The organism is Mycobacterium terramassiliense, from assembly GCF_900157385.1.
Taxonomy (GTDB): Bacteria; Actinomycetota; Actinomycetes; order Mycobacteriales; family Mycobacteriaceae; genus Mycobacterium; species Mycobacterium terramassiliense.
The window spans coordinates 295,480-307,984 of sequence record NZ_LT717697.1 but is presented as its reverse complement, the minus strand read 5'-3'; the positions used below and the strand labels follow the sequence as shown (position 1 = coordinate 307,984).

Here is a 12,505-nt window from a genome sequence, read left to right as displayed (position 1 = left end):
CCCCCGGGGGCGGACGTAGGCCGAGCGAACATGCCGCATGTTAGTGAAGTCTACCCTAAGTAGGTTAGCGATGCCTAACCCCCGCTGCGTGACTCACGCGACACACTGAGCACAGCCATACCTTCCTGGAAGATTCCAAACCGGCATGGCAAAGTGCTGCTACAGCCCGGTGTTTCAGCCCAAGCCGCCGGGGCCAGCCATGCCAGCCTTCACACCGTAGGAGCGATCATGCAAGGCGATCCGGACGTTCTGCGCCTGCTCAACGAGCAGCTGACCAGCGAGCTCACCGCGATCAACCAGTACTTCCTGCATTCCAAGATGCAGGACAACTGGGGCTTCACCGAGCTGGCCGAAAAGACCCGCGAAGAGTCCTTCGACGAGATGCGCCACGCGGAGGAGATCACCGATCGCATCCTGCTGCTCGACGGGTTGCCCAACTACCAGCGCCTCTTCTCGCTGCGCATCGGCCAGACGCTGCGCGAGCAGTTCGAGGCCGACCTGGCCATCGAATACGAGGTGCTGGACCGGCTCAAGCCCGGCATCATCATGTGCCGCGAGAAGCAGGACAGCACCAGCGCGAACATCCTGGAAAAGATCGTGGCCGACGAGGAAAAGCACGTCGACTACCTGGAGACCCAGTTGGAGTTGATGGAGAAGCTGGGCGAAGAGCTGTACTCGGCGCAGTGCGTGTCGCGGCCGCCGAGCTGACCCGGTCGAGGTAGCGCTTGGTTGCCATCGGTTAACCCTGGGCATTCATAGGCAGCGAACGCCCAGGGAAGGCAGGCATGACGAGCACGACACCAGCGGCGGTTCCGACCGGCCAGCCCGCCGAGTCGCGACCGGGCGACGTCGCGGTCAATCCGCAGCGACGCAATTTCATCTTCGTGGCGGTGCTGCTCGGCATGCTGATGGCAGCGTTGGACCAGACGATCGTGGCGACGGCGCTGCCGACCATCGTCGCCAATCTTGGCGGGGCGGGCCATCAGTCGTGGGTGGTCACCAGCTACCTGCTGGCGTCGACCATCAGCACCGCCCTGGTGGGCAAGTTCGGTGACCTCTTCGGCCGCAAGAGGGTCTTCCAGGCGGCGGTGGTGTTCTTCGTCGCCGGGTCGGTGCTGTGCGGGCTTTCGACGTCGATGGGCATGCTGGTGGCGTCCCGCGCGCTGCAGGGCATCGGGGGCGGCGGGCTGATGGTGACGGCCATGGCGCTGATCGGCGAGGTGATCCCGCTGCGCGACCGCGGCCGCTACCAGGGCGCGATGGGCGCGGTGTTCGGCGTGACCACGGTGATCGGCCCCTTGCTCGGCGGCTACTTCACCGACCACTTCACGTGGCGCTGGGCGTTCTGGATCAACGTGCCGATCTCGGTCGTCGTCTTTTTCGTGGCGGCCGCCGCCATCCCGGCGCTGGCCGCACGAACCAAGCCGGTGATCGACTACACCGGGATCGCGTTCGTCGGCCTGGGCGCCGCCGGCCTGACGCTGGCCACCAGCTGGGGCGGGACCACCTACCCGTGGGGGTCGCCGATGATCGTCGGGCTGTTCGCCGCCTCCGTCGCCGCGCTGGGCGTGTTCGCCTGGGTGGAAAGCCGCGCCGCAGCGCCGATTCTGCCGACGCGGCTGTTCGGCAGCCCCGTGTTCACGGTGTGCTGCGTGCTGTCCTTCGTCGTCGGGTTCGCGATGCTGGGCGCGCTGACGTTCCTGCCGACGTACATGCAATTTGTCGACGGCGTCTCGGCGACCACGTCGGGCCTGCGCACGCTGCCGATGGTGGTGGGGATGCTGATCACCTCGATGGGCAGTGGTGTCCTGGTCGGACGCACGGGCAGATACAAGGTCTTTCCCGTCGCCGGCACCGCGGTGATGGCGCTCGCGTTTTTCCTGATGTCGCGGATGGACCCGTCGACCTCGGCCGTGCTGCAGTCGCTGTTCCTCGTCATCCTCGGCGCTGGCATCGGGATGTGCATGCAGACCCTGGTGCTGATCGTTCAAAACACCTCGAGCTTCGACGACCTCGGCGTCGCCACCTCCGGAGTCACTTTCTTCCGGACGATCGGAAGTTCGTTCGGGGCAGCGATATTCGGTTCGCTGTTCACTAACTTCCTGCACAGCCGCATCGGTCCGGCCCTGCTCGCCAGCCGCGCCCCGGCCGCCGCGGCGGCGTCGCCCGAGGCCCTGCACCGGCTGCCGCGCGCGGTGGCGGCCCCGATCGTGGCCGCCTACGCCGACTCGCTCACCCAGGTCTTTCTCTGGGCGGTGCCGGTCGCGTTGCTCGGGTTCGTGCTGGCGCTCTTCCTGCGGGAGGTTCCGCTGCGGGACATTCACGACAGCACAGTCGATCTCGGCGATGCGTTCGGGATGCCGAACAGCGAGACACCCGATCAGATGCTGGAGGCGGCCATCGCGCGCATGCTGCGCAGCGAGCCGGGCATGCGCCTGCGGAGCATCGCCATGCGCCCCGACTGCCGGCTCGACGTCGCCGGACTGTGGGGCGTCCTGCGCATCAACCGCTACCGGCAGATGTACGGGTCGGCGCGGCTCACCGACATGGGCGAGTACTTGCGCATACCGTTCGAGGTGCTGGAGCCCACCTTCTCCCGGCTCGTCGCCGCCGGGTATGCGCAGGGCGACGGGGACGAATTGTGGCTGACCCCCGCCGGAATGCAGCAGGTCGATTACGTGCATTCGCTGCTGCTGGCGTGGCTGACCGACAAGCTGGCCCGCTCACCCAGCTTCGAGGGCCGGCCCGACCTGCGCCAGGTGCAGGCCGCGCTGGAACGCGTTGCGGGCCGGGTGCTGGCCCAACGCGATTGGCACGAGGAACACCCGACCATGGCGATCAACACCGTGGGTTCTGGGGCTGGGCGTACCATCTCGCCATGAGCCGAATCGGAACGTTCGCTGACGACGACATCTACAGCTGGGCCGCGAAGTCGCCTGACCTCGGCGGCGCCATCGCCAACTTCAGCCAGGCGGTCTACACCAAGAACCGGCTGCCCATGCGCACCCGCGAACTGGCCCGGGCGGTGATCGCCCACGACAACGAATGCACCGTGTGCATGAACACCCGCGACGCCGACGGGCCCGCCGCCGGGGTCGACGAGGAGCTGTACGAGCACGCGCTGGAGTGGCGCACCTGGCCGGGGTACAGCGAGCAGGAGCGCCTGGCCGCCGAGTTTGCGCACCGCTTCGGCACCGAGCACACCAAGCTGCGTGACGACGAAGACTTCTGGAGCCGGTGCAACGAGCACTTCTCCGAGGAGCTGCTCGCCGACCTCGCCATGTCGTGCGCCCTGTGGGTGGGCATGGGGCGGATGCTGAGGACCCTCGACATCGGCCAGTCCTGCATGCTCACCCTGCCCAGCCGCGCCTGACCCGCCGCGCCCATCGCGCCGCGACGCTTAACCATTCGTGAAGATTCGCTTCGGCGTCGGGCTGGGCGCCGACACCGCACCGGATCGGCTCGCCGGCATTGTCGACCACCTGGAGAGCAGCGGGGTGGACTCGCTGTGGTTCTCCGAGCTGGTGTATTCCCCGGCGGTCGACCCGATGGTCGGCATGGCCTACACGCTGGCCCGGACGACCCGGCTGAAGGCGGGCACGTCGGTGGCCGTGCTGCCCGGGCGGCATCCGGTGCTGGTGGCCAAACAGCTGGCGTCGCTGGCGGCGATCGCGCCCAAGCGGGTGTTGCCGGTCTTCGGTCTGCGCCCGGCGATCCCGGCCGAGCGTGAGCTGTTCGTCGTCCCCGACGGGGAGCGCGCCGCGGTGTTCGACGAGTCCCTGCGGGTGCTGCGCGCGGCCCTGGTCGACGACGCGGCCAGCTACGACGGCCGCTATTTCACCGTCAACGGGGCGGCGGTCGCTCCCCGTCCGACGCCGCCGCTGGACATCTGGCTGGGCGGATCGGCGCCGGCGGCGTTTCGTCGCATCGGGGCGCTCGCCGACGGCTGGCTGGGCAGTTTCCTCACGCCGGCCGAGGCGCGCGCCGGGCGCGAGGCGATCGAACGGGCCGCGGCGCAGGCCGGGCGGCGCATCGAACCCGATCACTTCGGCATCTCGCTGGCCGTCACCGACGGCGAGTTGCCCGCGGAGCTCGTGGCGGCGGTCCGCCGCCGTCGTCCGGAAGTCGATCCCGGCGCGCTGATCGCCGCGGGCTGGGAGCAGCTGCACCGACAGCTCGACGCCTACATCGACGCGGGGCTGACGAAGTTCGTCATCCGGCCGGCGGGTAAGGCGCCGCTGGACGCCTTCATCGACCGGTTCGTCGGCGAGCTGATCACCCGCCAGAACTGAGCGAGTTGCCACAATGGCAGCCATGACAGCCACCCCGCTTGCCGCCGCCGCGATCGCGCAGCTCGAGGCCGAAGGCGTCGACACGGTGATCGGCACCGTCGTGAACGCCGCCGGGCTCACGCAAGCCAAGACGGTCCCCATCCGCAAGACCAACACGTTCGCCGATCCCGGCCTGGGCGCCAGCCCGTCGTGGCATGTCTTCGCCATCGACCGGAGCGGCATCGCGTTCACCGACGACGTCGGGGTGATCGGCGACCAGCGCCTGCGCCTCGACCTGGCCGCGTTGCGGATGATCGGCGACGGGCTGGCCTGGGCGCCCGCGTCGTTCTTCGAGCAGGACGGCACGCCCGTCGCCGCGTGCGGCCGGGGCACGCTGGGGCGAATCGAGGCCGCCCTCACCGACGCCGGCCTCGACGCGGCGATCGGCCACGAAATCGAATTCCTGCTGGTCGGCCCCGACGGGGGACGGCTGCCGGCCGTGCTGTGGGCGCAGTACGGCCTGGTGGGCGTGCTCGAGCACGAGGCGTTCGTGCGCGACGTCAACGCGGCGGCCACGGCGGCGGGCGTCGGGATCGAGCAGTTTCATCCCGAGTACGGGGCCAACCAGTTCGAGATTTCGTTGTCGCCGCTGCCGCCGGTGGCCGCCGCCGACCAGCTGGCCCTGACCCGGCTCATCATCGGGCGCGCCGCCCGCCGCCACGGGCTGCGCGTCAGCCTGTCGCCGGCGCCGTTCGCGGACAGCGTGGGATCCGGTGCGCACCAGCATTTTTCACTCACGACGTCGGAGGGTCCGCTGTTTTCCGACGGAACGGGCCAGGCGGGTATGACCCCGGCGGGGGAGAGTGCCGTCGCCGGGGTCATCGGTGGGCTCCCTGAGGCCCAGGGCATCCTGTGCGGTTCGATCGTGTCCGGTCTTCGAATGCGGCCCGGCAACTGGGCCGGGGCGTACGCGTGCTGGGGCACCGAAAACCGCGAGGCGGCGGTGCGATTCATCAAAGGCGGTCCCGGCGCCCCGCGCGGCGGCAACGTCGAAGTCAAGATCGTCGATCCGTCGGCCAACCCTTACCTCGCATCGGCGGCGATTCTTGGCCTCGCGCTGGACGGGATCAGGCGCGAGGCGACGCTTCCGCCGGAGATCACGGTGGACCCGGCAAAGCTCTCGGATTCGGATCGCGACGGCGCGGGCATCGCGGCGCTGCCCGAGTCCCAATCGGAAGCCATTGCCGCCCTTGAGGGATCGGCGCTGCTGCGGGGCATCCTGGGCGACGCCGCGGTCGACATGGTGGTCGCCGTCCGGCGCCTCGAGCATGAGCGCTACGGCGACCTCGACTCGGAGCAATTGGCGGACAAGTTCCGCATGGCCTGGAGCCTGTGACGGGCCGGTCATGGTGTCCGACTCGTCCGCGCTGGCGCAACACCTCGACGAGGTGGCCCTGATCGACCAGCACGCGCACGGATGCTGGTCGACGGCGGGGGACCGGCAGCGGTTCGAGAACGCCCTCAACGAGGCCAACACCGAACCGCTGGTGGGCTCTGGCTTCGACTCCCAGCTCGGCTTCGCCGTGCGCGCCCATTGCGCGCCGATTCTGGGCCTACCCAAACACGTTGAACCGCAAGCCTACTGGGAAAGGCGTCGGCAACTCGGCGAGACCGAGCTGGCGCGGCTATTCCTGCCCGCCGCCAAGGTGAGCGACTGGCTGGTCGACACCGGAATCGGCGCGGATACGGCCGGCACGGCCGAGATGGCCGAATGGTCCGGTAACCGCGCGCACGAGGTGGTCCGGCTCGAGCAGGTCGCCGAGCAGGCCGCCCAGGCGCCGGGCGACTACGCCTCGGCGTTCGAGGAGATTCTGCACCGGCGCGCCGCCACTGCCGTCGGCACCAAATCGATTCTGGCCTACCGCGGCGGGTTTCAGGGAGACCTGAGTGAGCCGTCGGCGGTGCAGGTGGCCGAGGCCGCCGGGCGGTGGCGCGACCAGGGCGGCACCCGGCTGCAAGATCGGGTGCTGCTGCGCTTCGGGCTGCACCGGGCGTTGCGGCTGGGCACGCCACTGCAATTCCACGTCGGCTTCGGCGACCGCGACTGCGACCTGCACCAGGCCAATCCGCTTTTCTTGCTCGACTTCCTGCGGCAGTCCGGCGGTACCCCGATCGTGCTGCTGCACTGTTATCCCTACGAGCGCGAGGCCGGATACCTCGCGCAGGCTTTCAACAACGTCTACCTCGACGGCGGATTGAGCGTGAATCATCTGGGCGCGCGCGCCCCGGCGTTCATCGCCCGGCTGCTGGAGATGGCGCCGTTCCGCAGGATCCTGTATTCGTCGGACGGGTACGGCCCGGCGGAACTGCACTTTCTCGGTGCCGCGTTGTGGCGCAACGGGATTCACCGCGTGCTGCGCGGGTTCGTCGAGAACGGGGATTGGAGCGAGGCCGACGCCGTCCGGGTGGTCGACCTCATTGCCCGGGACAACGCCGCCCGCCTCTACCGCGTTTGACGCCGGGCAACACCGGGGTATACCCGCACTTATGCCGAGCGTTGGGGGTGTCTTGGAGTGGGCCCGCGAACAGGTCGTGTCGCGGGTCCCCAAGGCCGACCTCGATCAGCGGGATCCCGATTACATCCGCGACCAGCTGCCGGGCACCTGGCTGCTGGCGTCACTGTACTTCCGGGCGGACGTGCGGGGCCTGGACCGGATTCCGCCTGAGGGGCCGGTGCTGCTGGTCGGCAACCACAGCGGCGGCAACGTGCCGCCGGACACGTTCGTCTTCACGCTCGCGTTCTGCTCCTACTTCGGGGTCGAGCGGCCCTTCTACCAGCTCGCCCACAACCTCGTCGTCTCCGCGCCGCCGCTGGGCTGGCTGCGCAAATTCGGCACCGTCGCCGCCAACCCCGACAACGCCCGGCTGGCATTGGAGTCCGGGGCGGCGCTGCTCGTCTATCCCGGGGGCGACTACGAGGTCTTCCGCCCGTCCTGGGAACGCCACAAGGTCGACTTCGGCGGGCGCATGGGTTACGTGCGGCTGGCCCGGGAAACCGGCGTGCCGATCGTCCCCGTTTCCAGCGTCGGCGGCCAGGAAAGCGCGCTTTTCCTCAACCGCGGGCAATGGCTGGCCAAGCTGCTGATGGCGGACAAGTTGTTGCGGCTCAAGAGCATCCCGATCTCGCTGGCGCTGCCGTGGGGCATCAACATCAGCGACCTGGCCGGGCACATCCCGCTGCCGACGAAGATCGTCATCGAGGTGCAGGAACCGATCGAGGTCGACGGTGACGACCAGGCGGTGCACGACAAGGTGATGGCCAGCCTGCAGGGCGGCGTCGATCGCCTGGCCGCCCAACGCCGATTCCCGGTGATCGGCTGATGCGCGTCGAACGCCACTGCGTGATCAACGCCGACCGCGACGCGGTCTGGAAGATCGTCAGCGACCCCGACTGCTACCCGTCGTTCATGACGAGCCTGGAGCGATGGGAGTCGTCGAACGACCAGCCCGCCGGCGTCGGCGCGCGCTACACCGTGCACTGGAAGATCGGGTCGGTCCCGGTCGGCGGCCTGGTCGAGGTGGTCGAATTCGACGACCGTCGCGACCTGGCGTGGGTGGGCATCACCGGCGTGAGCCTGCGTGGACGGATCCGGCTGCGCGACGCCACGGACGGCAGGACGAAAGTGACCTTCCGGCTGTCCTACCAGGCGCCCGGCGGCTTGATCGGCTACATCGCCGACCGCATCGCGGTGCGTCAGGTGGGCCGCAACCTCTCGGAAACCCTGAAGTGCCTCAGGAGGCTGGCCGAGTCCTAGCCGTGCCTGCCTCGCCCGCGACGGTGCGCAGAATGTCAGCCGTACCGGCGTGTCGCCGTGCAAACACGCACGCTCGCGGCCGGCGAGAGCCATTACGCTCATGGGCAACCAACCAGGGAGTGTGAGCGCCATGGAGGTCCCCGTCCGGGAGTGGACACACTGGGTGACGGGGTATGGACTCTCGCGCGTCTCGCTGAGGCTCATGGCGCGCCGGGGCGATCCGTTGGCGCAGCTGCTGTCCATCGACAGCAAGCCGGTGCGCGATATTTATCCGCTCGTCGAGCGAGTCCGTGAGCGCGGACGCATGTCGCCGGTGCAGGGGGCCGGCTGGGTCAGCGCCGACGCGCGGATCGTCCGCGAGGTGCTGCGCGACGGCCGGTTCAGGACGCTCAAGCAACGGGATCGCTCGCCCTTCCGGATCGGCCAGTGGATCCTGGCCAAAACCGATCCGTACGTGCTGAATCTCCTCGAACCGCCCTCGATGCTGGTCACCGATCCGCCGGATCACACGCGCTTGCGTCGGCTGGTGTCGCGGTCGTTCACGCCCCGGGCGCTCGACGGACTCCGCGCCCGGGTTCACGAAGTCGCCGACGATCTGCTGCGCGGGCTGGACGGCCGCGCGGAGTGCGACTTGATCGCCGAATACACCACCCGGATCCCCATCGCGGTCATCGCCGAGATGCTGGCGATTCCGCGCGATGAGATCAGCTACCTTTTTGCGGTCAGCGAATGGATCACGTCATTGATCGGCAACGCCGCCGCATCCTGGAAGGACTTCCACACGGCGACGAAGGCCCTGCTCGGGTTCGACCGATACCTCGCCGAACATATCGAGCGGGTGAGGCGAGGCGACGCCGCCGACAGCATCCTGTCCGACGTCGTGCACAACGGGGACCTCACCCAGGTCGAGAACAAGCTGCTGGCCGGGCTGGTGCTCGGGGCGGGGTTCGTCACCACCACCCATGTCCTCGGCAAGGCGGTCGTCGCGCTGCTCCGTCACCCGGATCAGCTGGCCGCGCTGCGCGCCAACCCCGAGGGATGGCCGAACGCGGTCGAGGAAATCCTGCGCTACGACACCACCGGTCAACTCGCGGGACGGGTTGCCACCGAATCCGTTGACATCCAAGGCTATTCCGTGCAGGCGGGCGAAGCGATATTTCTTCTGGTGGGCGGGGCCAACCGCGACCCCGCGGTGTTCGAACGCCCCGAAATCTTCGACACGACCCGCGCCAACGCCCGCGAGCACATCAGCTTCGGCTTCGGTGTGCACGCCTGCCTGGGCGCGGCACTGGCTCGCATGGAGCTGCACATCGGCCTGCAGTCGTTGTTCGAGCGCTTCCCGCAGCTGGCGCTGGCCGGCGACCCTGCCTACAACGGCAGCATCGGTCTGCACGGGCTCACTCACCTACCCGTGTCGCTTCGAGGGGGGAGCGTCGTGGCTTCGTAGGGCTACCCTCGAGGAGTACGAGGGAAAGGCACGCGATGCTCGCAGCGTTCGGATTCGAAGCCCTAGGCGTCGTCATCGGCGACATGTATTTCGTCGACCCGACCCCGCTCGCCGGTCAGGAAACGCCGGAGCGGGGGGTCAGGCTGGAACTGCGGCTCATCGACCGGGCCGCACCACGGGGATCGATCTACGCCGGCATCCCGATCGCCTTCACCCGCCCGGTGTGGCGGGTCGACCTGTTCGGATCGACCGAGAGCCCACCCGGAACGCTGGACCGCGCCCACCACCACCCGCGCTTCAACGGTTGGGAGCCCGGACGCCGGCATTTCGTCCCCGAGTTGTCGGCCGACCCGCTGTCTTGGCTGGCCGATCAGTTGGCGGACCCGGCGGCCGTACTGGCGCGGGCGGGGATCGAAGCGGACGACTTCACCGAAGCCGACGTGACGGGACTCGCCGCCGCGGCCCCGGAGATCGTCGCGGTCGTGAAACGCATGCTCGACGGTGTGCGGGACGGGCAACTGGCTCCTGCCCCCGCCGAGCCCGTTGCCGCCGCCCGCACCGGTTGGCTCTGACCGGCGGGTTGCGGCCTTCCGGAATATCGCCGGCGTCATGGCGGTTACCTAACATGTGTCTAATAGCCGTGACTTCCGGTAGGAGCCACTGACCGTCCCGAAGGCATCCGCCATGTTGCACTTACTGCCCAAGTCCCACTCACTACCCGATAGCCCGGCGCGCGATGTCGAGCCGGCGGCGTCATCCCAACATCACTGGCCCGGCGCGGCGTTCCTCAAGGCAATCGGGCACATTCACCTCGGCACCTCCGAGCCGCGACGGCTTTACCCGCTGCACGAGGCCAGCTATCTCGAGACGGAGCTGATGTCCCGTCTCATGGAGCACCTGTAACCGGCTCGCGATTCGGCGCAGCCGGGTGCGCTTCAGACCAGGCTTGACGCGTCGAACACCCAGCTGGTGTCCGCCGTCGCGAGCGCTTCGAAGTGGTTGGGCGGCGCGAAGCTCACGAGGCTTTGCATGTCCCAATAGTCTTTCCACACCGTGATCTTGCCGTCCTCGACTCTGTGGACGGTGACAAACCGCAGCACGCCCTGCTCGCCGGTCGCGAAAGTCCAAGTCTCCGAGTGCTCGTAGATGACGTCGGAGCCGTTGGACACCAGTACGCCGTCGTGGTTTTCGTAGCCGGCCAGCGGCTCGAGCCCCATCTTGAGCCGCTTCACGATGTCCTCGGGACCGCGCGCCGACAACGCGGGGACCGGCATGTCGACGTAGAGGCAGTCGTCGGCGAGGAACGTCTTGATTGCGTCCCAGTCCCGCCGCGATAGCGCCTGCCACATCCCGACGACGACGTCCTCGACCGCGATCTCAGAAACCTCTGTCATAGCGGCAAATAAACTAGGTTGCTCAACGCGTGTCAACCACGGCTCTGCGGCGGATACTCCTGAGGGTGACCGCGCTGCAGCGCTACCTCGCCGAGGAGATCGCGACCGACCACGTCGACGGCCTGCTCACCCGGCGTGAAGCCCTCCGACGGCTCGCCCTGCTGGGTATCGGCGCCGCCGCCGCGGGCGAGCTCATCGCGGCCTGCGCCAAACGGGAGGACGCGACGAATGCCCCCAAGCCCCCTGCCGGCGAAAGTCCAACCGGCGCAGCGCAACCGCCGGGAGCCAACAACACGCTGCCGACCGCCGCGATCGGCTGGGCCGGGCCGCAGGGCCGGCTGCAAGGGGCGTGGGCCCAGGCATCCGATTCCAGGGGCTGCGTGCTGGTCGTCCACGAGAACAAGGGATTGAACGACTGGGTGCGCTCGGTGGCCGGGAGGCTGGCCGGGGCGGGCCATTCGGCGCTGGCCATCGATTTGTTGTCCGAGGAGGGCGGAACCGGCGCCTTTCAGGACCCGGCGCAGGCCACCGCCACCCTGGGCAAGGTCCCGCCGGACCGATTCACCCATGACCTGAATTCCGGCGTCGCGGAACTGAAGCTGCGCGCGCCGGGGCAAGAGGTGGGCGTGGTCGGCTTCTGCTTCGGCGGGGGACTGGTGTGGCACCTGCTGGCCTCCGGCGCTTTGGGGGTCTCGGCCGCGGTGCCGTTCTACGGTCCCTTGCCCGCCGACCCGGACTTCGCCGGATCCAAGGCGGCGGTGCTGGCGATCTACGCCGCCCGGGACTCCCGCGTCACGGGCTCGCAGGCCGCCGCCAAAGCGGCCCTCGACCACGCCGGGCTGGTCAACGAGATCGTCGTCGAGCCCGACGCCGACCACGCGTTCTTCAATGACACCGGTCCCCGCTACAACGCCGGCGCATCGGCCGACGCGTGGCAGCGGCTGCTGGATTGGTTCGGCCGTTATCTGGCCGGGCAATGATGAGCCTGCGCGCGAAGGTTCTGATCGCAGTCGCGCTCGCCGGGATCTTGGCCGGCGGCTGCGGGGCGCTCGTCTTCGGCTATTGGGGGACCAGCCGCGATTGCCATGCTTGGGTGGACGCGCACGGCTACCAGTTGGTGCGCAACGACTGGTGGGCCAAGACCCGTGGCTGCATCGCGAGAACGCCCGCGGGTGGGGAGCTCTACCACGACGAAGGGTTTCGGAGTAAAGCGGTCGGGTGGGCCTGGCAATTGGGGATTTTCGCGGCCGGCACATTGCCCGCGGTGGTCATCGTCGCGTCCAGTGCGATCCGATGGCGGGGCGGTTCCTCCGGCGCCGACCCCTAGGCGCCGACCATGCCGGCGGAAATCTCGGTGCTGACCACGAGTTTGCTGCATACTTGGCGACGTGACCTTGCAGCGCGATAACTCCGAGGAGACTGCGGCCGACCGGGTCAACCGCCCGCTGACCCGGCGCGAGGCCATCCGGCGACTGGCGCTCGTCGGTGTCACCGCGAGCCCCACCGCGCTCATCGCGGCCTGTTCGTCCGGCCGGGGAGGCTGGCCGAGCCGGCGACGACGCCGCCGCCGCTGAGCCG

General features: G+C 68.8%; 15 protein-coding genes. 14 read left to right on the top strand and 1 reads right to left on the bottom strand.

The window, feature by feature from the left end:
* The first annotated feature begins 228 nt into the window (after positions 1 to 228).
* The 11 genes from bfr to MTAB308_RS01585 all read left to right on the top strand — a co-directional run bounded on the left by bfr (position 229) and on the right by MTAB308_RS01585 (position 10,436).
* The gene (gene bfr / locus MTAB308_RS01635; RefSeq protein ID WP_066912671.1) at positions 229 to 708 is read left to right on the top strand and encodes a bacterioferritin; all 480 of its coding nucleotides are present in this window, start codon (positions 229 to 231) and stop codon (positions 706 to 708) included.
* Between the two features lie 77 nt (positions 709 to 785).
* On the top strand, positions 786 to 2,882 hold the full coding sequence (locus MTAB308_RS01630; RefSeq protein ID WP_077097237.1) for an MDR family MFS transporter: 2,097 nt from the start codon (positions 786 to 788) through the stop codon (positions 2,880 to 2,882).
* Positions 2,879 to 3,373, top strand: a complete 495-nt coding sequence (locus MTAB308_RS01625; RefSeq protein ID WP_066912675.1) for a carboxymuconolactone decarboxylase family protein — start codon at positions 2,879 to 2,881, stop codon at positions 3,371 to 3,373. Before MTAB308_RS01630 ends, MTAB308_RS01625 begins: the two co-directional genes overlap by 4 nt.
* 37 nt (positions 3,374 to 3,410) lie before the next feature.
* A complete protein-coding gene (locus tag MTAB308_RS01620) occupies positions 3,411 to 4,292 on the top strand; it encodes a TIGR03854 family LLM class F420-dependent oxidoreductase (RefSeq protein WP_077097235.1) in 882 nt (293 codons plus the stop codon).
* A 22-nt stretch (positions 4,293 to 4,314) separates the two neighbouring features.
* The gene (locus MTAB308_RS01615) at positions 4,315 to 5,667 is read left to right on the top strand and encodes a type I glutamate--ammonia ligase (protein ID WP_077097233.1); all 1,353 of its coding nucleotides are present in this window, start codon (positions 4,315 to 4,317) and stop codon (positions 5,665 to 5,667) included.
* 13 nt (positions 5,668 to 5,680) lie between these two features.
* The gene (locus MTAB308_RS01610) at positions 5,681 to 6,787 is read left to right on the top strand and encodes an amidohydrolase family protein (RefSeq protein WP_108637171.1); all 1,107 of its coding nucleotides are present in this window, start codon (positions 5,681 to 5,683) and stop codon (positions 6,785 to 6,787) included.
* Between the two features lie 31 nt (positions 6,788 to 6,818).
* Complete coding sequence (locus MTAB308_RS01605) at positions 6,819 to 7,652, top strand: lysophospholipid acyltransferase family protein (protein WP_077097229.1); 834 nt, start codon at positions 6,819 to 6,821, stop codon at positions 7,650 to 7,652.
* The gene (locus tag MTAB308_RS01600) at positions 7,652 to 8,086 is read left to right on the top strand and encodes an SRPBCC family protein (protein ID WP_077097227.1); all 435 of its coding nucleotides are present in this window, start codon (positions 7,652 to 7,654) and stop codon (positions 8,084 to 8,086) included. Before MTAB308_RS01605 ends, MTAB308_RS01600 begins: the two co-directional genes overlap by 1 nt.
* Positions 8,087 to 8,216: 130 nt before the next feature.
* Positions 8,217 to 9,533, top strand: coding sequence for a cytochrome P450 (locus tag MTAB308_RS01595; protein WP_077097225.1), 1,317 nt, complete (start codon positions 8,217 to 8,219; stop codon positions 9,531 to 9,533).
* Positions 9,534 to 9,568: 35 nt separating this feature from the next.
* The gene (locus MTAB308_RS01590; protein ID WP_077097223.1) at positions 9,569 to 10,105 is read left to right on the top strand and encodes a hypothetical protein; all 537 of its coding nucleotides are present in this window, start codon (positions 9,569 to 9,571) and stop codon (positions 10,103 to 10,105) included.
* Positions 10,106 to 10,217: 112 nt separating this feature from the next.
* A complete protein-coding gene (locus MTAB308_RS01585) occupies positions 10,218 to 10,436 on the top strand; it encodes a hypothetical protein (RefSeq protein WP_077097221.1) in 219 nt (72 codons plus the stop codon).
* Between the two features lie 32 nt (positions 10,437 to 10,468).
* Here the strand turns inward: MTAB308_RS01585 and MTAB308_RS01580 are convergent, their stop codons facing one another.
* Positions 10,469 to 10,927, bottom strand: coding sequence for a nuclear transport factor 2 family protein (locus tag MTAB308_RS01580; protein ID WP_077097219.1), 459 nt, complete (start codon positions 10,925 to 10,927; stop codon positions 10,469 to 10,471).
* Positions 10,928 to 10,992: 65 nt separating this feature from the next.
* Between MTAB308_RS01580 and MTAB308_RS01575 the strand changes: the two genes are divergently transcribed.
* From MTAB308_RS01575 to MTAB308_RS01565, 3 genes are all read left to right on the top strand, one after another.
* Positions 10,993 to 11,907, top strand: a complete 915-nt coding sequence (locus tag MTAB308_RS01575; RefSeq protein WP_077097217.1) for a dienelactone hydrolase family protein — start codon at positions 10,993 to 10,995, stop codon at positions 11,905 to 11,907.
* A complete protein-coding gene (locus tag MTAB308_RS01570; protein WP_077097215.1) occupies positions 11,907 to 12,254 on the top strand; it encodes a hypothetical protein in 348 nt (115 codons plus the stop codon). The genes MTAB308_RS01575 and MTAB308_RS01570 overlap by 1 nt, the downstream gene beginning before the upstream one ends.
* A 61-nt stretch (positions 12,255 to 12,315) precedes the next feature.
* On the top strand, positions 12,316 to 12,501 hold the full coding sequence (locus tag MTAB308_RS01565; RefSeq protein ID WP_077097214.1) for a hypothetical protein: 186 nt from the start codon (positions 12,316 to 12,318) through the stop codon (positions 12,499 to 12,501).
* Positions 12,502 to 12,505: the final 4 nt, after the last annotated feature.

Coding starts and splice junctions, on each gene's coding strand:
- MTAB308_RS01585 (WP_077097221.1), top strand. CDS start 10,218: ATGTTGCACTTACTGCCCAAGTCCCACTCACTACCCGATAGCCCGGCG.
- MTAB308_RS01615 (WP_077097233.1), top strand. CDS start 4,315: ATGACAGCCACCCCGCTTGCCGCCGCCGCGATCGCGCAGCTCGAGGCC.
- MTAB308_RS01630 (WP_077097237.1), top strand. CDS start 786: ATGACGAGCACGACACCAGCGGCGGTTCCGACCGGCCAGCCCGCCGAG.
- MTAB308_RS01590 (WP_077097223.1), top strand. CDS start 9,569: ATGCTCGCAGCGTTCGGATTCGAAGCCCTAGGCGTCGTCATCGGCGAC.
- MTAB308_RS01625 (WP_066912675.1), top strand. CDS start 2,879: ATGAGCCGAATCGGAACGTTCGCTGACGACGACATCTACAGCTGGGCC.
- bfr (WP_066912671.1), top strand. CDS start 229: ATGCAAGGCGATCCGGACGTTCTGCGCCTGCTCAACGAGCAGCTGACC.
- MTAB308_RS01605 (WP_077097229.1), top strand. CDS start 6,819: ATGCCGAGCGTTGGGGGTGTCTTGGAGTGGGCCCGCGAACAGGTCGTG.
- MTAB308_RS01600 (WP_077097227.1), top strand. CDS start 7,652: ATGCGCGTCGAACGCCACTGCGTGATCAACGCCGACCGCGACGCGGTC.
- MTAB308_RS01595 (WP_077097225.1), top strand. CDS start 8,217: ATGGAGGTCCCCGTCCGGGAGTGGACACACTGGGTGACGGGGTATGGA.
- MTAB308_RS01580 (WP_077097219.1), bottom strand. CDS start 10,927: ATGACAGAGGTTTCTGAGATCGCGGTCGAGGACGTCGTCGTCGGGATG.
- MTAB308_RS01570 (WP_077097215.1), top strand. CDS start 11,907: ATGAGCCTGCGCGCGAAGGTTCTGATCGCAGTCGCGCTCGCCGGGATC.